Here is a 20,972-nt window from a genome sequence, read left to right as displayed (position 1 = left end):
TCGGGAGGCTTGTGCGCACGCCGTCGAACCGCACGTCATTAACGCGCGGTGCATCTGCCGTTCGGACGCCCCCCAGGCGAGTCGCCGGATACTAACACTTTACCTGCGCATGACCTACCGGTCCGGATACGGCCCGCTCGTGGCCGTCAGCCGGCCAGGGGGCCGGCCGTGTCACCCTGGCGACGGCGGTGGGGGCGTCGCCGTCCCTGCCGGCCTGCGCGGGGAAGGCGGGGAGCTTTCCGGACGGGTGTGGCGTCAGCGCATGCCCGCCGCGTCGAGCAGGGTGGTCACCGTGGGCGCGACGAGCCCCGTCAGGGTGTCCGCCCCGATGCCCGCGCGGGCGCTGGCGCCGTCGAAGACCAGGCTGAGCTGCCGGGCCAGCAGACCGGGATCGCTCGCCCCGCCCCGCTCGGCCTCGGCGCGGAAGAAGCCGGTCAGGTGCTCCTTGACCCGATGAGCCACCTGGCTGGCGGGGTGGTCCTGATCCTTGAGTTCGATCTGTACGGCCAGGTACCGGCAGCCTCGGAACCCGGGCGCGTCCGACTCCGACTCCACCTGCTCGAAGACGTGCAGGATCCGCTCCCGGGGCGGGCGGTCGTCGTCCGCCCCGGGCAGGAGCGTCGCCGCGTAGGCGGCCGCGCGCTGCTCCAGGCTCGCCGCCAGCAGTTCGTCCTTGCTCTCGAACAGCTGGTACATGGAACGCTTCGACACCCCTGCCGCCTTGCACAGGGCGTCCACGCCGATACCGACACCGTCTCGGTAGGTGAGTGTGGCCGCCGCGTCCAGCAGCCGCTCTCGGGGGCTTGGCTTCGCCTCGGTGGTCATGCTGGGAGGTTAACTCGGCCCCGAGAGAAAGGAAACTGATCGGTTTTCGCCCGTCAGGCCCCGGACTTGCGCTGTGAAACCGATCGGTTTACCGTGCTGGAAACCGATCGGTTTCGCAATCTCCGGAGGCAGTCATGACCGCAGTGAAGGGCGCCCACGTCTTCGTCACCGGCGGCAGCCGTGGCATCGGCAAGGCGCTGGTGGAGGAGCTGTACGTGCGTGGTGCCGGCAAGGTCTACGCCACGGCCCGCGATCCCCGCAGCGTCACGCATCCCGACGCCGTCCCGGTGGCGCTTGAGGTCACCGACCCGGCCTCCGTGGCGGCGGCCGCCGCACAGGCCCAGGACGTCACCGTGCTGATCAACAACGCCGGGGCCGCGGTCGGCGCGTCCTTCCTCGACGCCCCTGTGGATGACGTACGCCGGGAGTTCGAGACCAACTTCTACGGTCCGCTCCTGGTCGCCCGGGCCTTCGTGCCGGTCATCGAGCGCAACGGCGGTGGCCACATCCTGAACGTGCACTCGGTGCTCTCCTGGCTGGCCCTCGGCGGCTCCTACAGCGCCTCCAAGGCGGCCCTGTGGTCGCAGACCAACTCCCTGCGCCTGGAGCTGCAGCCGCGTGGCATCGGTGTCACCGGACTGCACGTGGGTTACGTGGACACGGACCTGGCGGCGGATGTCGACGCACCCAAGTCCGACCCCCGCGAGGTCGCCGCACTCGCCCTCGACGGCATCGAGACGGGTGCGTACGAGGTGCTCGCCGACGACATCTCACGGCAGGTCAAGGCGGGTCTGGCCGGGGACCTGGCGGGGCTGTACGCCCAGCTGGCGAAGTAAGCCCCTTCCCACGCAAGGAGTCGGTGAGATGCCCGCCCAGGAGTCACGTCCCACGATCCACGTCCCCGGGACCACCAGCCACACCCTCGCCCCGCGTCCGGGCCTCGACGGCCGCGAGGGAACCCTGCGCTACCTCAAGGCGGGCTCCGGCGCCCCGCTGGTCCTGCTGCACACCGTGCGCACGCAGGCCGAGCACTTCCGCCTGCTCGTCCCGCTGCTCGCGGACCGGTACACCGTGTACGCCCTCGACCTGCCGGGGATGGGCTACTCGGAGATCGTGCCGGGTGCGTCGTACGACGAGCCGGCGATGCGCGCGGGCGTCGAGCGGCTCCTCACCGAACTCGATCTCCAGGACGTGACGCTGGTCGGGGAGTCCATGGGGGCGGTGCTCGCCCTGACCACCGCGGCCGGTCTCCCGGAGCGCGTCCGGCGGGTCGTCGCGGTGAACACGTACGACTTCCGCGGCGGGATCGCCCGCTCCGGCCTCCTCGCCCGCCTGGTCGTCAGCGGGGTCCTCGCCCCTGGGGTGGGCCCGGTGATCGCCGGGGTGGAGCCCAGGCCCGCCCTCCGGCGGATCCTCCAGGGCGGCCTCGGTGACAAGACCGCGCTGCGGGCGGACTACGTGGACGAGCTCCTGCGGGTGGGCGGCCGCCCCGGCTACCCGGCCGTCGCCCGGGCCGTGTACCAGGCCCTGCCCAGCCTCGTCGCGGCCCGCTCGCGCTATCCCGAGGTCAAGGCGCCCGTCCACCTCGTCTACGGGGAGAAGGACTGGTCCCGGCCCTCGGACCGGGAAGCCAACCGGCAGCTGCTGCCGGCCGCCGAGTTCACGCAGGTGCCGAAGGCCGGGCACTTCATCGCCCTGGAACGGCCCGATGTGCTGGCCGACCTGCTGAACGCGGCGGCGTGACGGCCCCGGGACCGGCCGACGCCTGGACGTACCAGAGGAGAGCGATGCCCAGCAGCGGCTACGCCCTGCCTCTGCAGGTTCGACGTCCTGGACCTGGTGCGCCCCGGTCGCGAACTCCGCCCACCGGACCCCCGTCGTTCACAGGCTCGTCAGGATCTGCGGCGAGAGTTCCTTGATCATGGTGTTGGTCCAGCGCATCTGCCGCAGTGTCTGCGGGTGACAGGCGGCGGCCAGGGACAGGAGGTCCTCGTCCTTGGTGGCCTGTGCGGCCTGGGCGAGCATCTCCCAGTACAGCGAGTTGCGTGCGGCGTCGACGTGGAGGTCCCGCAGGTCGCGCAGGAGCAGCAGCCCCGGCTCGGGGCGGTGTCCCAGCGCCTCGGCCGCCTTTTCCCTGAGTGCCGACAGCGGACCGGAGGACGGTTCCTGGGGTGGTTCGCTGAGGTTGAGGTCGTGGTCGCGCCCGGCGTCGGCCAGGCGGCGGGCGTGTGCGGTGGACCAGCGGGCGAGGTCGGTTGCGATGTGGTGGATCTCGTGGTCGGTGCGGTGGCGCTCGGCCACCGTCGTCAGCTCCTTGGCCAGGTGCCGTTCGCCGTGGTGGAGCGCGCGGAGGATGAGGCCGATGCCGTTCATGCGGTGTCCTCCTCACCCCGGTCGTGGGAGGTCTCGGCCGCGAGGGCGGCCGGGCCGCCGGTCGTCGCCGGTGCGGTGTCGGCACGGGCGGGGACGGACGCGGTGGTGGTCGGGGCCGGCGAGGGGTGGCCGTCGGCGTGCTCCACGCGGCGCAGCGCGGCCGCGGCGGTCTTGAACAGGGGTTGCTTGGACACCGGGTCCCAATCGGTGACGGTCGTCTCGTTCGCCGCACGGGCAGGTGTGTCGCCGTTCGGGCCGTGACCCGCCTTGGTGTCCCAGTAGCCGTAGTGGAAGGGGACGAACAGCAGCCCCGGGCGGATGTCGGTCACGCGCAGCCGGCCCTGGACGGAGCCGCGGCGTGTGCTCACCTCCACCAGGTCGCCCTCCTCCAGGCCGAGTGCGGACGCGTCGGAGGCGGACGCCTCCACCCACACCTCGGGGGCGGCGGAGTTCAGCTGGGGCGCCCGCCCGGTCTTCGTACGGGTGTGGAAGTGGTAGAGGGTACGGCCCGTGGTCAGCTGGAACGGGTGGTCCTCGTCGGGCGCTTCATGGGGCGGCAGATAGGCGGCCGCCTTGATCACGGCCTTGCCGTCGGGGTTGAGGGAGCGGTACTCGACGACGTCGTTCGACGCGCCGGTCTCCAGGTCCTTGCCGTAGCTCTCGCAGACGTCCGGGTGGGCCCAGGTGATGCCGTCGACGTAGAGGCGTTCCGTGCCGTCGGGGGCCTGTTCGTTGCACGGCCACTGGATTCCGCTGCCCGCCCGCAGCCGGTCGTAGCCGAGGCCGGTGTAGTCGCACGGCCGGCCGGCACTGCAGCGCTTCCACGCCTCGAACGCCGACTCGGGGTCGTGCCAGGTGATCAGCGGGCCGCCGTCCTTGTCGCGGAAGTCCATACGGGCCGCGTAGTCGAGGAAGATGTCCAGGTCCGACCTGGCCTCCCCGGGCGGATCGACAGCCCGGTCGCACAGATGGACCGTGCGATCGGCGTTGGTGCAGGTACCGGTCTTCTCGCCCCAGGTCGCGGCGGGCAGGACCACGTCGGCCAGCTGGGCGGTCTCGGTGAGGAACAGGTCCTGTACGACGACGAAGAGGCGCTCCTGGGACAGGACGGAGCGGATGCGGGACAGCTCGGGCAGTGAGACGGCGGGGTTGGTGCCGCTGATCCAGAGCATGCGGATCGAGCCCTGCTCGGCGTAGCGGAACATCTGCATCGCGTGGGTGGGCGGGGCGTAGTGCGGGATGGTCCTCGGCTCGACGTTCCAGATCTTCGCCAGCTCGTCGACATGGCTGTCGTTCTGCCAGTTACGGAAACCGGGCAGGTCGCCGTTGGCGCCGCACTCACGGGTGTTCTGGGCGGTGGGCTGCCCGTTCATCTGGAGCACGCCCGCGCCCGGGCGTCCGAGCATGCCCCGGATCAGATGCAGGTTGTTGATCTGCACGGCGGCCGCCGTGGCCTGGTGGGACTGGTAGACGCCCTGCAGCACGGTGGACAGCAGCCGCTCGGCGGTACCGAGGAGTTCGGCGGCCTCGGCGATCCGGGCGGCCGGGACATCACAGATGCCGGCCGCCCACTCGGGCGTGCAGTCCGCCACCCGGGAGGCGAGTTCCTCGAAGCCGACGGTGTGGGCCGCGAGGTAGTCGTGGTCGACGCGGTCGTTCCGGATGATCTCGTGGAGGAGGGCGTTGAGCAGGGCGACGTTCGTGCCACTGCGCGGCGCGAGGTGGACGGCGGACCTGCGGGCCACCTGCGTGGGGCGCGGGTCGACGCACACGAGGCGCGGCGGATCGCCGCCGTCCAGCCGGTCGAGGATGCGCATCCACTGCACCGGCTGGGTCTCGGCGATGTTGTGCCCGAACAGCGCGATCACGTCGGCGTGGTCGAGGTCGTCGTAACTGCCCGGTTGTCCGTCGCAGCCGAAGGACTCCTTGAGCGCCTCGGCGGCCGTGGAGGTGCACAGGCGCGTGTTGCCGTCCAGGTGGTGGGTGCCGATGCCGGCCCTGGCCAGGACCGTGAGCGTGTAGTACTCCTCCAGGAACAGCTGCCCCGTGGTGTAGAAGCCGATCGACCCCGGGCCGCGTTCGTCCAGCAGCTCCCGGGAGCGGCTGACGACGCGTTCCATCGCGGTCGCCCAGTCGCACTCCACCAGATCCCCGTCGCGGCGGACCAGCGGGCGCGTCAGCCGGTCCGGGGAGGTGCCGGCCTGCCAGCCGTAGAGGTCCTTCGGATCAAGGCGGCCATGGTTGACCCGGTCCTGCGCCCGCCCCCTGACGCCCACCATGCGCCCGCCTGCGACGGCGATGTCCATGGCGTCGCCGTCCGAGTGCAGCAGCGACGTGGCCTGCACCCACCGCTCGACCGTCCCGGGGTCGACGCCCTCCGCGAGGAAGGTGTCCACACGCTCGGGCCAGGTCTCGTCACGGTCGTACGGGGTACGGCCGCCCCACGGCTGCGCGATCCGATCCACAGAAGTGTGCACGCGAGCCTCCCGGGACCCTCGACGACGCCGGCCACGTCACGCCCCGGGTTCCCCCGGAGCCCGTCGACTAACGAGCCCCTCCCGCGCGTGCCGACTGCGGGCGCCGTCATCCGACGTACCTGCGGGCCGTCGACGAGCGCCGGGCACGCTGGAGTGCGGTCAGGCGCCGCTCGATCTCCCGCGGCACCGGGTCGCGCTGCCGCAGCACCCAGGGCAGGCCGGCCACCGCGCGGGCGACGGCGCGGACGGACGCCGCATCCCGCGGAACGGTCGCCAGCAGCTGAGCCGTACGCCGCAGGGCCGGCAGGAGCGGGCGGCGCAGCCAGGTGAACCAGAGCGTGTTGCGCAGCCCCAGGATCCTGCGTGCCGTGCCGTCCCTCAGCTCGGAAGCCCAGCGGCCGGCGCAGCCACAGGGTCAGCACCTCGTTGCGGCGTTCCAGGGGGCTGCGGCCGGCGCGGCCTGCCGGGTCGGGGTGGTGATGGGCCGTCAGGGACGACTCGTAGGTGACTCCCCAGCCCCCGGCCGCGAGGTCATAGGCGAGCAGGGTCTCCTCCCCGCCGAAGAAGAGCAGCGGGTGGTAGCCGCCCGCCGTCAGGAACGCGTCCTTGCGCACCACGCAGGCGCAGCCCAGGAAGCCGAGCACCGGACGGCCCGGCAGGTCGGGTTCGGCCGGCAGCGGCGAGGCCGCGAGGACCGCGTTGAGCGGGTCTTCGGCCCGCTCGGCGCCGACCAGGGTGCGGGCGGCCAGCAGGCCGAGCCGCGGATGGGTGTCGAGCAGGTCGGCCGCCTGCCGCAGTGCCCCGGGGGTCCACCACGAGTCGTCGTCGCTGAACGCCACGTAGGGCGTGTCCGCGTGCCGTACGGCGAGGTTGCGCCCGACGGCCCCGGTGTTCCCGCGGGGCGTGAGGATGCGGACGTCCGCCGGGTGCCGGCGAACGGCGGCGCGGGTCGCGTCGTCGGAACCGTTGTCCACGACGATCACCCGGGGCCGCTCCGGCAGGGCGGCCAGGGCGTCCAGCGTGCGCAGCACACTCGCGGGACGGTCCCGGGTGATCACCGCGACGGTGACCCGCCCATCGGAACCGTCCGCACGACCGGAGGCCACCTCGGTGGCGGGCTGGAATGCCACCAGTGTCATCTCCCTTGGCTGGGTGGGTGGTTGGGGGGCGGGCTGTAGCGGCCCGGGTGCGGGGGTGGGTGCCCCGGTGGGGCGGGCTTTCGTAGGGTGGGTGGTGTTTGACGTGTGGGGGGCCGCGCGGGTGGGGTGGCACCTCAGCGGTGGGATGGAATGCCACGGGGGTCTTCTCCCTTGGCCGGGTGGGCCGTTGTCGGGACGGGCCGTAGCAGACCCAATGCGGCGGTGAGGACTTCGTCGGCCGTGATCTGCAGCAACTGGGGGTCGGGGGTGTCCCCATGCGGGTCTCCCGGTGGGCCGGGCTTCCACAGGGCGAGGTGGCGTTCGACGCGTGGGGGTCCCCACAGGCGGGGCGACACCGGCCCGAACAGCGTCACCGAGGGCGTTCCGTGGGCCACCGCGAGATGGGCCGGGCCGGTGTCGCCGCTGACGACCAGCGCGGCGCGGGCGACGAGGGCCGACAGCTCGCCGAACGGCAGCCCGCCGCGCAGCAGGTCGCGCGAGGGCAGGCCGGCGCGTTCGGCTACGTCCTCCACCAGTGCGTCCTCGCCCGGCCCGCCGGTGAGCACGACCCGCCGGCCGACGGCGCGCAGGTGCCGTACGACGACGGCGTACCGCTCGGCGGGCCAGCGGCGGGCGGCCGACTCCGCGCCCGGATGCACCACCACGGCACCCGGCGCCGGGGACGGGGCGACGGGCGCCGGCAGCCGTACGTCGTCGGGGTCCGCGGGGATGCCGTACGCCCCGAGGAAACGGCACCACCGCGCACGCTCGTGCTCGTACGGCCGCCACACCGGAGGCCGGCCGAGACCGGGTTCGGGCCCGGCGGCGTGCGCCAGCAGCCGACGGGGGCCGAGCGCTGCCAGTGCGTCGCGGCTCTCGGGTCCGTTGCCGTGCAGGTCGACGGCGATGTCCGGCGGCGGCCCGGCCCAATGCCCCAGCGACGGCACCCCGCGTCCCGGCGCCTCGGCCGGCAGAACGCCGTCCACGGTCCCGGTGGCCAACGCCGCCTCCTCAAGGGAACCCGGCAAGGCCAGCACGACACAGTCCCCGGCAAAGGCCCGCCGGATCCCCCGCAGAGCGGGCACCCCGGCCAGGAGATCACCGAGCCCCAGCGCCCGCAGCACCAGCACCCGACGCCGCTGCGACGGCTCGCTCATCGTGGCCTCCGTCCGGTGCTCGCGGGCTGGGGGCGGGTGTGTGTCGTTCGGGGGGTGAGGGCCGCCCGCTCGGTGACCTGTCCGCCCCGGCTCTGCGCGAGGGGTGGTTCCGTCATCGTGGCCTCCGTCCGTTGCCTGCGGCCTGCGTGCGAGTGTCCGCCCTGCGCGGGGTGAGGGCCGCTCGTTCCGCGATGCCTGTGGTGGAGCGGCCGTCGAGGTAGGGGAAGAGGACGACCTGGCCGCCCCAGCTCTCCACCAGGGGTGCCTCCGGGAGGCGGGTCAGTGCGTAGTCGCCGCCCTTGGCCCAGATGTGCGGGCGCAGTTCGGCGAGCAGGCGTTCCGGGGTGTCCTCGTCGAAGACCGCGACCGCGTCGACGCACTCCAGGGCGCGCAGGACGCGGATCCGGTCGGCTTCGGGGACCAGTGGCCGTCCGGTGCCCTTGCGGCGGCGTACGGACGCGTCGGAGTTGACGCACACGACCAGGCAGTCCCCGGTGCGCCGGGCGGCCTGGAGCAGCGCCACATGGCCGGCGTGCAGCAGGTCGAAGCAGCCGCCGGCGGCGACGACGGTGCCGCCCGCGGCCCGCACCCGGGCCGCCGTGCGCAGTGCGTCGTCGGTCGGCTCGGCGTCGGACGGCGGAGGCGAGGGCTCGGTCGGCGCGGTCTCCGCCGCCAGGGACCGGACGCCGCCTTCGGCGACGTAACGCGTGGCGGCGTGTACCGCCCCGCGCACCGCCGTCTCGACGAGTTCACCGTCGGCCAGGAGCCCGGCAGCCGTCGCCGCGAACCGGTCCCCCGCGCCGCAGGCGTCGCCCTCGGCGGTGACCGGCGACGGCACCAGCAGCGGTGTCTCGCCGTGCGACAGCAGCGCTCCGCGCCCGCCGAGCGTCACCGCGACGCTGGCCGCACGCCACGCCCGAACGAGCCGCCCGGCATCCCGCGCCGCCCGCTGCAACTCGCCGCCGGGCCCGGACTCCACGTCGACCCGGCTGCCCGCGAGGGCTTTGGCCTCCAACCCGGCTGCCCGACTGCCCGCAAGGGTGCGGGCCTTGACGTCGGCTGCCGGGTTGCTTCCGGGGGTGTGGGCCTTGACGTCGGCTGCCGGGTTGCCTCCGAGGGTGCGGGCCTTGACGTCGGCTGCCGGGTTGCTTCCGAGGACTTGGAGCTCCGCCTCGGCTGCCTCACTGCCCGCGAAGCTGTGGGCCTCGGCGGCGGACGGTGTCGCCAGTCGGACGCCCGGGACCGGTGACCGGCCGCGTGGGTGCGGGTCCCAGGTGATCGGCACCCGCGCCGCCGCGGCGGCCAGCGCCTCGCGCAGGACATCCGCGGTGCCGCGGCCGTAGTCGGCGACGAGGACGGCTCCGGCGTGGGCGATCGCCCGACGTGCCTCCTCGGTCCCCTCGAGCGCGGTTCCCTCGCCGTCGTCCAGGCGCAGCAGCGGCCGGCCCTCCGCGAGGATGCGGGTCTTGCTGGACAGGGCCCCGGCGAGCGGGATCTCCACCAGGTCGACCCGGTCGGCGAGAAGCTCGCGCAGGGACGCGCTGGCCGGGTCGTCGCCCAGCGCGGTGACCAGCGTGACCTGCCGGCCGTCGGCCGCCGCGAGCCAGGCGGCGAGCGCGGCCCCGCCGGGCCGGCTGGCCCGCCGGGGCGCGCTGACGACCGGCACCGGCGCGTCAGGGGCGAGCCGTTCGACGCGGCCGCAGACGTCGTGGTCGAGCAGCGCGTCCCCGACGACCAGCAGCGCGGCCGGGGAGGTCATGCGCCCTGCTCCCCGGCGGTGAACGACCAGGGCGCCCCGGCCCCCCGCCGTTCGACCGCCTCGTCGAACGCCTCGCAGAGCATGTGGACCGTCACGAGGTGCAGCTCCTGCACGGTGGCCGAGGTCGCCGCGTCCACGCACAGGCTCTCGTCGGCGGCGGCCGCCAGCGGATTCGGCGCCGGACCGGTCAGCGCCCACACGGTCATGCCGAGGCGGTGCGCCTGGTCCGCCGCGACGAGCAGGTTGGCGCTGGCGCCGCTGGTGGACAGCAGGGCCAGGACATCCCCCGCGCGGCCGTGCGCCGCGACCTGCCGGGCGAAGATCTCCTGGACGCCGTAGTCGTTGGCGATGGCGGTCGTCGAGGAGGTGTCCGCGTGCAGGGCGAGCGCGGAGAACGCGGGGCGGTCGTCCCGGTAGCGGCCCACCAGCTCGGCCGTGAGGTGCTGGGCCTGTGCCGCGCTGCCGCCGTTGCCGGCGACGAGCAGCCGGGACCCCGCCCCGAGCCGGGTGGCCAGGGAGGTGCCCCAGCGCCGCACCACGGGCCCGGCGTAACCGCGAAACCGCTCCAGTGCCTTCATCAGGTCGTCGCAGTGCGTGACGTCGGTGGCCAGTTTCATCGCAGGACTCCCGAGAGCGAGGGGGCGGGGACACAGGAGACGGCGCTGTAGGCACGGGTGACGCCCTCGGCCACGCGGTCCCAGGTGTAGCGGGCCAGGACATGGCGCCGTCCGGCGGCGCCGTAGCGGGCGAGCAGCTCCGGATCGGCCAGCAGACGGCGGACGACCGCGCTGATGTCGTGGTCGTCGTCGGCCGGCACCAGGACGCCCGTGACACCGTCGACGACGGTGTCGAGCTGCCCGCCGACGGCGGTGGCGAGGACCGGCGCGCAGCAGGCCATGGCCTCGACCGGGACGATGCCGAAGGGCTCGTAGCGGGGCAGGGACAGCACCAGGTCCGCGCTGGACATCAGGCCCGGCATCAGCTCCCGGCTCACCCCGCCCAGCAGGGTCACCCGGTCGGCGACACCGCACTCGTCGGCGATCGCGCGCAGCCGCTCGGCCTCCGGTTCGGCCAGCAGCAGGGCGGCTTCGGGCCCGCCGGCGATGAGGAGTTCGGCGTCGGGGACCTCGGCGAGGGCGCGGATCGCGCGGTCGAAGCCCTTGCGCGGGACGAGCCTGCCGACGGCGAGCAGGCGGCGGGGCGCGGACGCCGGCCTGCGGGCCGCGGGGACCGGGGCGAACTGCACGGGGTCCACCCCGCAGGGGACGACGGAGATGCGCCGCCTCGACAGCCCCATCGCCTCGAGTTCGCCCACCTCGTCCTCGCAGGTCGCGATGATGCGGCTGCACTCCCGGCCGACGGCGGTCTCGATCTCGATGCGGTCGGGCGGGCTGGTGTCGGCGGCGCCCTGGTGCCGCTTCTTGACGGTGCCGAGCGCGTGGTAGGTCTGCAGGACCGGTACGCCCAGGTCGCGGGCCCCGGCGAGGGCCGCCCATCCGGACATCCAGAAGTGGGCGTGTACGACGTCGGGTGGCTCCGCGGCCCACTGCCGGGCCAGGAAGTCGCCGAACTCCGGGATGTACGGCGGGAGTTCGTCCTTCGGTATGGGGGCCGCCGGTCCGGCGGGCACGTGGACGACCTGGAACCCGTCGGGCGTGCTGACCCGCTCCGGCAGCCGGGGGTCGTCACGGCGCGTGTACACGGTGACCTCGTGCCCCCGGCGGACCAGTCGCCCGGCGAGTTGCGCCACGTACACGTTCTGCCCGCCCGCGTCCGGGCCGCCGAGCGCGGCCAGCGGGCTGGCGTGCTCGGAGACCATGGCGACACGGGCGGCCGAGGGGTGGCTGGTGCTCATCGGGTGACCTCCTTGATCAGGCGCTCCCAGTCGTCCCGGAACCGCCGCTCTCCGTAGCGGGCCTGTGCCGCGGCCCTGGCGGCCTCCCCTGTCAGCCGGGCGTCCGCGGGATCCGCGAGGAACCCGCGCAGGGCGTCCCGCAGGACGTCGAGCCGGTTGGACACCACCCCGGCCCCCTCCGGAACGGCCTCGCGCACCTCGGTGGTGTCGAGTGCCACGACGGGCATCCCGAGGAACATCGCCTCCAGCAGGGACAGCCCGAGCGACGTCCACCGGACCGGGTGGAGGTAGGTGCGGCAGCGCGCCATCGCCGGGTGCAGGGCGCTCTGCGGCAGGTCGCGGCTGCGCAGCCGGTCGGGCGGCAGCCCGAGGTGGTCCGCGAGCCCTTCGGTGCGCATGCCGAAGACGTCCAGCGGCACCGCGCGGGCGAACTGGGGCAACAGGTCCGTTCCCGTCGTACGGCCGCGTCGTACGGGCTCGTTGACGACGACCGCGGCGCGCGGCTCCTCGCCGGTCCACAGGTGTCCGGGGTCGATGATCCCGTGCTCGATCACCGTGGTCGGGGCCCGGCCGTTGTCCCACATGAGCCGGTTGAAGTGGGTGACGTGCACCAGGGTGATGTCGGTCCGGTCCGCGAGCGGGTGCCGGGTGTCCACGGGCGTCTCGTGGGGGCTGTTGTGCTCGACGTACACGGCTGGTACGTCGATGCCGGGGCGGCGGCCGGTCCACCGCCGGGCGAGTTCGAGCTCGTGCGGGCGTTGCAGCACCATCAGGTCGATGTCGGCCTCGCGCAGTTCGGCGGGGCTCAACTCCCTTACCGTGGGCGGCCATTGCCAGGTTCTGGCCCGTCCCAGGCCGTCGGGGCCCCGGTCGGGGGTGACGGGGACGAGGAAGGTGTACGCGCCCTGGACGAACGAGGTCAGCCAGGAGCCGTGCACGTGCCAGACGAGGACGTTCATGTGATCTCCCCCAGGAGTTTCTGCACCGCGGCCACCACGTCCTGGGCCGTGACCTCGTCGAGGCACGGATGACCGGGCACGGGACAGTTCAGGGCCCTGGTGTCCGCGCACGGCGCGTTCTGGTCGCCGAGGAGCACGCTGGGCACGCCGTACGGCGCCCACCGCTCCGCCGGGACCACGGGAGCGAACAGGGACACCACCGGTGTGCCGACGGCCGCCGCCAGATGGGTGGGGCCGGTGTTGCCGCACACCACGACGTCGGCGGTGCGCAGGACTCCGGCCAGCGTGCGCGGGTCGGTCCTGCCGCCGAGGTCCACGGCGGTGTCGCCGCTGACCTTGCGGGTGAGGCCGACCTCGTCGGGGCCGCCGGTGACGACGACCCGATGTCCGGCATCGGACAGCGACTCGACGGCCTCGGCGCAGCGTTCGGGGCTCCAGGCGCGGGCGGGTGCGCTGGCGCCGGGGTGGAGCACGACGTACGGGCCGTTGCCGGTCAGCGCGATCGTGTCGGGCGGCGGCAGCACGCGCAGCCGGCCGTCGTCCCCGGGGGGCGGCAGGAAGCCCATGGCGGCGGCGGTGTCCAGGGCGGCCTCGGCCTCATGGCGGCCGGGCAGCCGCCGGTGCCGTGCGTCGAGGAGGCGGCCGGGGTGGTCGACGCTGTCGGCGCCGATACGTCGGACGCCGGCCAGGCGCAGCACCAGGGCGGTCGGCAGGGGACTCTGATGGAACGAGGTGAGAACGAGCGCGGCGTCGAACGCGGCGTCGGCAAGGCGCCGCACGAGGCCCTCGACATCCGCCTCCTGGACGGTGGGCGGATCGAAGCCCTCCCACGGCGCCTCCCACACCATCAACTCGTCGACGCCGGGCAGCAGCCGGGCGGCGGGTTCCCCGCGGGGACCGCACAACATCGTGACCTGGCGGGAACTCGCCGCCACCGCCCGGACCGCGGGCCCGGCGAGCAGCACGTCACCGAAGCTGTCGAGGCGCACGACCAGCGTCTTCACGGCAGCCCGCCTGGCGCCTCACCGAGGATCCGCCGGACCGCCGTGAGCAGGTCGGGCGCGGTGCCGGGCGCTGCCTCGACCTCCTCCGGCAACGTGACCGCGTTGGGCACGAGCACCCCTCGCGCACCCGCGGCGCGCGCGGCCTGGACATCGGCGCCGATGTCACCGATCACCACACAGTCCGCCGGAGCCACACCCAGGCGCCGTGCCGCCTCCACCACCAGTCCGGGCCGGGGCTTACGGCAGCCACAGCCCGCGTCGGGCGGATGCGGGCAGTAGACCCACACATCGAGCCCACCGAGCAGCTCGTCCGCCCGCTCGTTGACGCGCCGCACATCGCCGTCCGTGATCAGCCCCCGCCCGACCCCCGACTGATTACTGACGACCCCGACCGGAATACCGGCACCCCGCAACAGATCCAACGCCCGCCGAGCCCCGGGCAACGCCCGCACGAGGGCGGGGTCCCCGTTGTAGGGGACGTCCTCGACGAGCGTGCCGTCCCGGTCGAAGAGCACGGCGCCGACGCGCCGGGCGTCCTGGGGGGTCACGGCGCACCCCTGGCGGGTTTCTCGCCGACAGGCGGGGCCTCGGCGTCCCCGACGGGTGTGCCCTCGGCCGCTGTGTTCCCGGCGGCCGTGTCCTCCGCGGTCGGGTCACCGGCGGGTTCTGCGATGGGCGTGTCCCCGATGGGCGTGTCCGTGGCGGGTGCTCCGGCGGGCTGGACGGGCGTGTGGCCGGCGGCTGTGTCCCCGGCGGATGCCTCCGCGGGCGCGCCCCGGACGGGTGCGTCGTCGGCGGCTGTGTTCTTGGCGGGCGTGTTCCCGGCGGGCGTTTCGTCGGCGGTGGTGTTCTTGGCGGGTACTCCGATGGGCGTGCCCCTGGCCGGCGTGTCGCCGGCTGTTGTGTTCTTGGCGGCTGTGTCCTCCACCGCTGCGTCCCCGGCGGATGCCCCGGCCCGCCTGCCCTCGGTGGGTGGGTCGCCGCCCGTCGTGTCCCCGGCAGGTGTTCCTCCAGCGTGTTGCCCGGCAGGCGTCTCCCCGGCGGCCGTGCCTCCGGCGGCCGTGCCTCCGGCGGCCGTGCCACCGAGCGGTGTCGCCCTTCGGTGGCGTAGCAAGCCGTTGAGCCAGTGGTGGACCGCGAGTGGGGGGATGACCAGGCTCGTGGTGAGCATGGTGGTGATCTCGGCTCGGGTGCGGGGGCCGGGGCGGATGCGGGACAGGGTGAACTCGGCCGTGCCCAGGGCCCACAGGGCTGCGGCGGCGCCGGCGGCGCGGCGGCGGCTGGTCAGGGCCAGGGCGGGTGCCGTGATCGCCAGGGACGTCACGAGTGCGTGCCGGGGGAGGCGTCCGCGGGGGGCCTCGGCGCGCGTCCACCAGTCCGGGCCGTGCAGCCGGGTCATCAGGGCGTCGTCGGCGTTGCCGCGCTGGGCCCGTACCGACGCCCAGCGGTCGGACGGGCGCACCGGGTGGCGTGTCACCCGGGTTCCCCGGTGCAGCGACCAGCCGGCCTCCCGCACCCGCAGCGCGAGGTCCGCGTCCTCCCGGAAGGCGCGGCCGAACCGCTCGTCGAAGCCCTGGACCTCGGCCAGCGCCGCCGTCCGGTAGGCCATGTCCGCGGTGGCCCAGGCGGCGTGCTCCAGGCCGGCCGTACCGCGTTCCCAGTCGGTGGGCCGGCGGTCCTTTGGCAGGGGCACCCGTAGTCGCCCCTGGATGCCGCCCGTGGCGGCGTCCGCCGTGCCGAGGTCGTCGGCGAGACGGCGGGACCAGTCGGGCAGCACCTGGACGTCGTCGTCGAGGAAGACGGTCCAGGGCGTACGCAGCGTGCGCCAGCCGGTGTTGCGGGCGGCCGCGGGGCCGCGTCCTCCCGTGCGCAGGGTCCGGACGCGAAGCGTGCCGGCAGTTTCCAGGGGCAGGGGGGCGGTGGGCGCGCGGCGGTCGTCCACCACGACGACCTCCTCGGGCGGATGGTCGTCCGCCGCGGCGAGCGCACGCAGGCAGTCGGCGAGGCAGGGGCGCCCGATCGTCGGGATGACCACGGAGTAGGCGGTGGCGCCCGTCATGCGAACACCCTCTTCCGCCGGATCGCGAACGGCCCGAGCGCCAGCAGGTCCACGGGCGCGGAGCCGAAGCACTCCAGGGCGTCCCGGGGATCGTCGACCATGGGCCGTCCCGCGGTGTTGAGGCTCGTGTTGACGACGACGGGCAGACCTGTCAGGCGCTCGAATCCGTCGATCATGCGGGCGACGAGGGGTTCGTCCTCCCGGTCGACCGTCTGGATGCGGGCCGTGCCGTCCACGTGGACGACGGCCGGGATACGCCCCCGCCACTCCTCGGCCACGTCGTGCACGAACAGCATGTACGGGCTGGGCAGCGGCCCGTCGAACAGCTCCGCGGCCCGCTCGGCCAGCACCATCGGGGCGACCGGGCGGAACTCCTCACGGCCCTTCACGGCGTTGAGGCGCTCCAGGTTCTCCGCGCGGCCGGGATGAGCGAGCAGTGAGCGGTGGCCGAGCGCCCGGGGCCCGTACTCGCTGCGGCCCTGGAACCAGGCCACGATGCCGTCACCGGCGAGTTCGGCGGCGACCGTCTCGGCGATGTCGTCCGGCTCCTCGTAGGGGACGGCCGCGCGCTCCAGCCAGTCGCGCAGTTCGGCATCGCTCCAGCCCCGGCCGAGCGCGGCGGTCGGCATCGGCTGCACGTCTTCCCTTTGCTGGGCGACATGGAGCGCGGCGCCGAGCGCGGTACCCGCGTCCCCCGCGGCGGGCTGCACCCAGATGTGCCGGAAGGGCGTCTCCCGGTGCAGCCGCGTGTTGGCCACGCAGTTGAGCGCCACACCGCCCGCGAGCGTCAGCACGTCCTGGCCGGTACGGTCGTGCAGCCACCGGGCGAGCCCCAGCAGGACCTCCTCCAGGCACGCCTGCGCGCTGGCGGCGAGGTCGGCGTGGTCCTGCGTCCAGCCGCCGTCCTTCGGACGCGGCGGGACCAGCGACGCCCACGGCACGGGGCGGGCCCGGAAGCCGCCGTCGCCGTCCAGGTGGACGTACTCGCGCAACCGGTCGAGGTGGCGCGGCTTTCCGTAGGAGGCCAGCGCCATCACCTTGAACTCGTCGCTGCTGCGCAGGAAACCGAGGTGCTGCGTGAGGTCCTCGTAGAACAGGCCCATGGAGTCGGGCAGCGACTGCGAGCCCAGCACGGTGAGTTCGCGGTTCGTGTAGTGGCCGGCGAGGTGGGAGCCGCATTCGCCGCGGCCGTCCAGCACGAGAACCGCGTTGTCGGGATACGGGGCTGCCTGCCCGGCCGAGGCGGCGTGCGCGACATGGTGGGCGACGAAGCGGACCTTGTCCGGATCGAGCCCCGGCAGGGCCTCGGCGAGGAACTCCGGGGCGCGGCGGGCGTATTCCTGACGCAGGTGGTCCCAGGGATCGTGCAGGCCCAACCGGTCTGCCGGACGGGCGAGTCGGGGGTCGTACGAGTAGGCGACCGCGTCCAGGTCGGACGGGCTCAGGCCGGCCTGGTCCAGGCACCATCGGGCGGCCAGTTCGGGCAGCTCCCAGGCGGAGAAGGGGACGGGCCGCTTGCCGTGCTTGCGTCGGCTGAAGCGTTCCTCCTCCGCCGCCGCCACGATCCTGCCGTCCATGACGAGCGCCGCGGCCGGGTCGTGGAAGAGGGCGTTGATTCCCAGGACACGCATCTCACACCTCCGGGGCGGGCTCGCGCGCCGGAAGCGCGGTGGCGAAGTAGGCGATGGTCTGCTTGATGCCTTCCTCCCAGGGCACGCGGGGCGTCCAGCCCAGCAGCTCGCGGGCGAGGCCCGTGTCGGGGCGGCGCCGCTGCGGGTCGTCGGTGGGGCGGTCGACGTACACGATCCGCGAGGAGGACCCGGTCAGCTCGACCACGCGGCGGGCGATCTCGCGGACCGTGACCTCGTCGCTGCCGCCGATGTTGACGGGGCGGACCGAGTGGCTGGCCGCGACCAGCAGGACGCCGTCGACGGTGTCGTCCACGTAGCACAGGGACCGCGTCTGACGGCCGTCCCCGGCCACCGTCAGCGGTTCGCCCGCCAGTGCCTGACTGACGAACGTCGGGACGGCGCGCCCGTCGTGTCCGCGCATACGCGGACCGTAGGTGTTGAACATCCGCACGATGCCCGCGTCGGCACTTCTGGCGTGCACATGAGCGGTGACCAGCGCCTCGGCGAACCGTTTGGACTCGTCGTACACACTGCGCGGGCCCACCGGGTTCACGTTGCCCCAGTAGTCCTCCCGCTGGGGGTGGACCAGGGGATCGCCGTACACCTCGGACGTCGAGGCGAGCAGAAAGCGGGCCCGGTCGCGCTCCGCCACGGCCAGCATGTTGCGGGTGCCGAGACTGCCGACGTCGAGCGTCTCCAGGGGGAGCCGGAGGTAGTCGGCGGGGGAGGCAGGGCATGCGAAGTGCAGCACCAGGTCGTACGGCCCCGGCAGCCGCTGCACGGCGTCGGGCGCCGAGACGTCGCACTCCACGAACCGGAACCCGCGGCGCTCCTCCAGATCCGCGATGTTCTCGCGGGACCCGGAGCACAGGTTGTCGGCGCAGTCGACTTCGACACCTGAATCCATCAGGCGCTCGCACAGGTGGCTGCCGAGGAAACCGGCGCCGCCGGTCACCAGGGCGCGTTGCCATGTATACGTCGAGACAGTGGTCATGAGGCGCCTCCTTCGTCCGCGCACGGAGGCATCAGGGAGCGGCGCGCCGCACACCCCGTCCGGCGCGGTACAAGGGGGTTTCGAAGGGGGTTTCGAAGAGATGCGGGGAGCTTCGGTGAGCTTCCCGAGCCTTTTGACGTAAGTGAAAGAACAGGTCGCGGATGGCGCTCGGCCGTGGCACCGCCCCAGCGGCCGCCTCCCTGGGCGCCGCACTGCCCAGCGGGGTTCCCGAGGCAGTTGGTTTCACACGTTGATTCTCACTATGCGTCTCTCCCGGGACGCTCGCGACTTGGCGGCCCGGAGGGCTGTGAGCCACCGCACTCGCCGCCCGAGAGCTGTGAGCAAGCACACTCGATCACCCAAATACGGGCATTTTCCGGGCAGTTGCCCTCCATGCCGGCGAGGCGGCGGGGGCAGAGGCCGTCGCCTCGGGGATCCCGTCTGTCACGATGGTCCGCGCCGTGACCGACTCGGTGGAACCTCCGCGCAGCGCAGCCGGTGATCCTCGGTTCCCTCGGTCCGGTTCCTCGTCCGGCTCCTCCTGGTTGTCGAGTACCGCACTGTGTCTTCCACTCCTGCCCTGCTCCCGCCTGCGCGGGATCCCGCCCCGGTCCCGCCCGGGGGCGCCTCACGCTCGCCCTGGCGGTCGCTGAGGTACCGCAGCATGCGCTGGTGGTCCGTCGCCAACTTTCTGTCGAACGCCGGCACCTGGATGCAGCTCACGGTGCAGAACCTGCTGGTTCTGCAGATCACCGGCTCCGCCGCGGCGACCGGGCTTTCGATGTCCGTCCAGGCGGCTCCGGCCCTGTTCATGAGCCTGCTGGGCGGCACCGCCGTGGACCGGTGGCCGCTCAAGCTGACCGCCGCCGTCAGTCAGGCGCTGCTCGGCGCGGTCGCCTTCACCACGGCCGTGCTGGTGGCGCTCGGCCGGCTCGACATGACGTCCCTGATGGTGCTGGCCGCCGTCACCGGCTTGATCGCCACGGTCGACGGGCCCGCGTGCGCGCTGCTGGGCAACGACCTCGTGCCGGTGGCGGACGTCCCCTCCGCCATCGGAGTCGGCGCGCTCGTGCACAACGCGGGCCGGCTGGTGGGGACCGGGCTGGCCGGTGTGACGGTCGGCTTCCTCGGCACGGCCGCCGCGTATGCCGCGAACGGTGTGTCGTTCCTCTTCGTGGCCTCGGTCGTCCCGTTCCTGCGCCCGGCGCCCGGCGCGGTCGGCCACGCCGCCCGGGTGCGCACCCCGCCTCGCCGGGAGGGTGCCGAGCGCGGCCCCGACCTGACCGTGCGGCAGGGCCTGCTCTACTTCGCCCGCCGCCCCCGTATGGTCGCGCTCGCCGCGGTCACCGGGATCAGCTCGGTCTTCGGCCGCAACTACGGCCTCACCCTGGCGGTGCTGGTCACGGGGCCCCTCGCGGGTGGAGCGGGGGCCTTCGGGACGGTCTCCACGGTGCTCGCCGTCGGCGGCATCCTGGGCGCGATCCTCGGCGCCCGGCTGCGGCGGCCCTCGGTCCGGCTCGTCGGCACCCTGGCGGCCGCGGGCGCCCTGCTGCAGGTGGCGGCGGGTCTGTCCCCGTCGCTGACGGTGCTGCTGGTCCTGGTGCTGCCGATGGCGGTCGTGGAGTCCGTCTCCGACACCGCCGGGACCGCGGTACTGCAGACGGATCCGCCCCCTCACCTGCGGGGACGCGTACTCGGCGTGTGGAACAGCATCGGCACGGCCTGGGGCCTCGGCGGCCCGCCCGCGCTCGGCCTCCTGATGGAGGTGGCCGGGGCCCGCGGCGCCCTGGTGACGGGCGGAGTGATCATCGCAGGCGCGATCGGAGCGGGTTTCGTCCGGCACTCCCGCCGGACCCCGGTCCCGGTGACGTTGCCCGTGAAGGACGACGACGTCACAGGCAGGGCGGACCTGGATACGGCTGCTTGACGCAGGTCCGGCGCCCTGGCGGGCGCAGTGGACGGCGGCATCGACGCCCTGGTGTGTGATCCGCTGCTGCGGGTGCAGCGGCCGCGGTGTGGTCGGAGTGGGCTTGGTCCGGCCTGCTTGCCCCATCTCGGCCCTGGTGAAGTTGTCGGTGAAGGACGGCGATGTCACGGGCAGGGCGGACTTGGAAACGGCTGCCTGGCGCAGGGCCGGCGCCCGGCGCGCGCACGGCGGCGGCCCTATAGCGCGGGATTCGCTGGTGCGGCTGCAGCGGCTGCGGTGTTGTCGGAGCGGGCTTGGCCTGGGATTCCCGTCGCACCCTGGCCCCGGTGTCGTTGCCCGGTGAAGGGCGGCGATGTCACGGGCAGGGCGGGCCGGGGAACGGCTGCCTGACGAAGTGGTCGGCGCCCGGTGCGCGCGGTGGGCGGACACCGATGTGCGGGTGGTGGTGGAGCGGCTGACCCGGGCCCGGCTGCTGACCGCCGACGAGGAGGGCGTCCGGCTCGCCCACGAGTCCCTGATCACCTGCTGGGGCTGCACGGCTGGATCGAGGAGGACCGCGAACGGTGCGCGCAGTGGCGGCGGCGGCCCTATAGCGCGGGATTCGCTGGTGTCGGTGCAGCGGCGGCGGTGTGGTCGGAGCGGGCTTGGTCCGGGACTCCCGTCGCACCCTGGCCCCGGTGTCGTTGCCAGGTGAAGGGCGGCGATGTCACGGGCAGGGCGGGCCGGGGCACGGCTGCCTGACGCAGCGGTCGGCGCCCGGTGCGTGCGGTGGATGGTCGCGTCGGCCCCCTGGTGTGTGATCCGCTGGTGTGG

17 protein-coding genes and 2 pseudogenes are annotated in these 20,972 nt (G+C 73.8%); 4 read left to right on the top strand and 15 right to left on the bottom strand.

Annotated elements, in window-relative coordinates:
- Positions 1-255: 255 nt before the first annotated feature.
- Positions 256-825: a TetR/AcrR family transcriptional regulator gene (locus tag ABD355_RS25845; protein ID WP_344403042.1), complete on the bottom strand. Its 570-nt coding sequence runs from the start codon at positions 823-825 to the stop codon at positions 256-258.
- 134 nt (positions 826-959) lie between these two features.
- Between ABD355_RS25845 and ABD355_RS25840 the strand changes: the two genes are divergently transcribed.
- Both ABD355_RS25840 and ABD355_RS25835 read left to right on the top strand, forming a co-directional pair.
- Entirely contained in the window at positions 960-1,661 is a 702-nt protein-coding gene (locus tag ABD355_RS25840; RefSeq protein ID WP_344403041.1) for an SDR family oxidoreductase, read from the top strand.
- 28 nt (positions 1,662-1,689) lie between these two features.
- A complete protein-coding gene (locus tag ABD355_RS25835) occupies positions 1,690-2,568 on the top strand; it encodes an alpha/beta fold hydrolase (protein WP_344403040.1) in 879 nt (292 codons plus the stop codon).
- A gap of 138 nt (positions 2,569-2,706) precedes the next feature.
- Here the strand turns inward: ABD355_RS25835 and ABD355_RS25830 are convergent, their stop codons facing one another.
- The 13 genes and pseudogenes from ABD355_RS25830 to ABD355_RS25770 form a co-directional block, all read right to left on the bottom strand.
- The gene (locus tag ABD355_RS25830) at positions 2,707-3,198 is read right to left on the bottom strand and encodes a hypothetical protein (protein WP_344403039.1); all 492 of its coding nucleotides are present in this window, start codon (positions 3,196-3,198) and stop codon (positions 2,707-2,709) included.
- Positions 3,195-5,675, bottom strand: coding sequence for a molybdopterin oxidoreductase family protein (locus ABD355_RS25825; protein WP_344403038.1), 2,481 nt, complete (start codon positions 5,673-5,675; stop codon positions 3,195-3,197). The genes ABD355_RS25830 and ABD355_RS25825 overlap by 4 nt, the downstream gene beginning before the upstream one ends.
- Before the next feature lie 106 nt (positions 5,676-5,781).
- A pseudogene (locus tag ABD355_RS25820) lies at positions 5,782-6,814 on the bottom strand (glycosyltransferase family 2 protein).
- Between the two features lie 134 nt (positions 6,815-6,948).
- Positions 6,949-7,971, bottom strand: a complete 1,023-nt coding sequence (locus ABD355_RS25815; protein ID WP_344403037.1) for a glycosyltransferase family 9 protein — start codon at positions 7,969-7,971, stop codon at positions 6,949-6,951.
- A 112-nt stretch (positions 7,972-8,083) separates the two neighbouring features.
- On the bottom strand, positions 8,084-9,730 hold the full coding sequence (gene rfaE2 / locus ABD355_RS25810; protein WP_344403036.1) for a D-glycero-beta-D-manno-heptose 1-phosphate adenylyltransferase: 1,647 nt from the start codon (positions 9,728-9,730) through the stop codon (positions 8,084-8,086).
- Entirely contained in the window at positions 9,727-10,347 is a 621-nt protein-coding gene (locus ABD355_RS25805; protein ID WP_344403035.1) for a D-sedoheptulose-7-phosphate isomerase, read from the bottom strand. The genes rfaE2 and ABD355_RS25805 overlap by 4 nt, the downstream gene beginning before the upstream one ends.
- On the bottom strand, positions 10,344-11,585 hold the full coding sequence (locus ABD355_RS25800) for a glycosyltransferase (RefSeq protein ID WP_344403033.1): 1,242 nt from the start codon (positions 11,583-11,585) through the stop codon (positions 10,344-10,346). The genes ABD355_RS25805 and ABD355_RS25800 overlap by 4 nt, the downstream gene beginning before the upstream one ends.
- Positions 11,582-12,544, bottom strand: a complete 963-nt coding sequence (locus ABD355_RS25795) for a glycosyltransferase (RefSeq protein WP_344403032.1) — start codon at positions 12,542-12,544, stop codon at positions 11,582-11,584. Before ABD355_RS25795 ends, ABD355_RS25800 begins: the two co-directional genes overlap by 4 nt.
- Positions 12,541-13,548 carry a glycosyltransferase family 9 protein gene (locus ABD355_RS25790; RefSeq protein ID WP_344403031.1) on the bottom strand — a complete coding sequence of 336 codons (1,008 nt, stop codon included), beginning with the start codon at positions 13,546-13,548 and terminating at the stop codon, positions 12,541-12,543. The genes ABD355_RS25795 and ABD355_RS25790 overlap by 4 nt, the downstream gene beginning before the upstream one ends.
- Positions 13,545-14,096, bottom strand: coding sequence for a D-glycero-alpha-D-manno-heptose-1,7-bisphosphate 7-phosphatase (locus tag ABD355_RS25785; RefSeq protein WP_344403030.1), 552 nt, complete (start codon positions 14,094-14,096; stop codon positions 13,545-13,547). Before ABD355_RS25785 ends, ABD355_RS25790 begins: the two co-directional genes overlap by 4 nt.
- Before the next feature lie 527 nt (positions 14,097-14,623).
- A pseudogene (locus tag ABD355_RS25780) lies at positions 14,624-15,607 on the bottom strand (glycosyltransferase family 2 protein); the annotation flags it as partial.
- On the bottom strand, positions 15,604-17,238 hold the full coding sequence (locus ABD355_RS25775) for a carbamoyltransferase family protein (RefSeq protein ID WP_344403029.1): 1,635 nt from the start codon (positions 17,236-17,238) through the stop codon (positions 15,604-15,606). The gene ABD355_RS25775 and the pseudogene ABD355_RS25780, both read right to left, overlap by 4 nt.
- Position 17,239: 1 nt before the next feature.
- The gene (locus tag ABD355_RS25770) at positions 17,240-18,232 is read right to left on the bottom strand and encodes an NAD-dependent epimerase/dehydratase family protein (RefSeq protein ID WP_344403028.1); all 993 of its coding nucleotides are present in this window, start codon (positions 18,230-18,232) and stop codon (positions 17,240-17,242) included.
- A 562-nt stretch (positions 18,233-18,794) separates the two neighbouring features.
- Between ABD355_RS25770 and ABD355_RS25765 the strand changes: the two genes are divergently transcribed.
- A complete protein-coding gene (locus ABD355_RS25765) occupies positions 18,795-20,159 on the top strand; it encodes an MFS transporter (RefSeq protein ID WP_344403027.1) in 1,365 nt (454 codons plus the stop codon).
- A 355-nt stretch (positions 20,160-20,514) separates the two neighbouring features.
- On the opposite strand, the gene ABD355_RS25760 is transcribed toward ABD355_RS25765, so the two are convergent.
- The gene (locus tag ABD355_RS25760) at positions 20,515-20,667 is read right to left on the bottom strand and encodes a hypothetical protein (protein WP_344403025.1); all 153 of its coding nucleotides are present in this window, start codon (positions 20,665-20,667) and stop codon (positions 20,515-20,517) included.
- Between ABD355_RS25760 and ABD355_RS44730 the strand changes: the two genes are divergently transcribed.
- Entirely contained in the window at positions 20,599-20,853 is a 255-nt protein-coding gene (locus ABD355_RS44730; RefSeq protein ID WP_425585795.1) for an nSTAND1 domain-containing NTPase, read from the top strand. The two genes, ABD355_RS25760 and ABD355_RS44730, sit on opposite strands and share 69 nt — an antisense overlap.
- Positions 20,854-20,972 lie beyond the last annotated feature (119 nt).

Origin of the sequence: Streptomyces longisporus, assembly GCF_039532765.1 — a bacterium.
Lineage (GTDB): Bacteria > Actinomycetota > Actinomycetes > Streptomycetales > Streptomycetaceae > Streptomyces > Streptomyces longisporus.
Note: the sequence above shows the minus strand (reverse complement) of the source record. Positions and strands in the feature narration are given on the sequence as shown.

Coding starts and splice junctions, on each gene's coding strand:
- ABD355_RS25845 (WP_344403042.1), bottom strand. CDS start 825: ATGACCACCGAGGCGAAGCCAAGCCCCCGAGAGCGGCTGCTGGACGCG.
- ABD355_RS25840 (WP_344403041.1), top strand. CDS start 960: ATGACCGCAGTGAAGGGCGCCCACGTCTTCGTCACCGGCGGCAGCCGT.
- ABD355_RS25835 (WP_344403040.1), top strand. CDS start 1,690: ATGCCCGCCCAGGAGTCACGTCCCACGATCCACGTCCCCGGGACCACC.
- ABD355_RS25830 (WP_344403039.1), bottom strand. CDS start 3,198: ATGAACGGCATCGGCCTCATCCTCCGCGCGCTCCACCACGGCGAACGG.
- ABD355_RS25815 (WP_344403037.1), bottom strand. CDS start 7,971: ATGAGCGAGCCGTCGCAGCGGCGTCGGGTGCTGGTGCTGCGGGCGCTG.
- rfaE2 (WP_344403036.1), bottom strand. CDS start 9,730: ATGACCTCCCCGGCCGCGCTGCTGGTCGTCGGGGACGCGCTGCTCGAC.
- ABD355_RS25805 (WP_344403035.1), bottom strand. CDS start 10,347: ATGAAACTGGCCACCGACGTCACGCACTGCGACGACCTGATGAAGGCA.
- ABD355_RS25800 (WP_344403033.1), bottom strand. CDS start 11,585: ATGAGCACCAGCCACCCCTCGGCCGCCCGTGTCGCCATGGTCTCCGAG.
- ABD355_RS25795 (WP_344403032.1), bottom strand. CDS start 12,544: ATGAACGTCCTCGTCTGGCACGTGCACGGCTCCTGGCTGACCTCGTTC.
- ABD355_RS25775 (WP_344403029.1), bottom strand. CDS start 17,238: ATGCGTGTCCTGGGAATCAACGCCCTCTTCCACGACCCGGCCGCGGCG.
- ABD355_RS25770 (WP_344403028.1), bottom strand. CDS start 18,232: ATGACCACTGTCTCGACGTATACATGGCAACGCGCCCTGGTGACCGGC.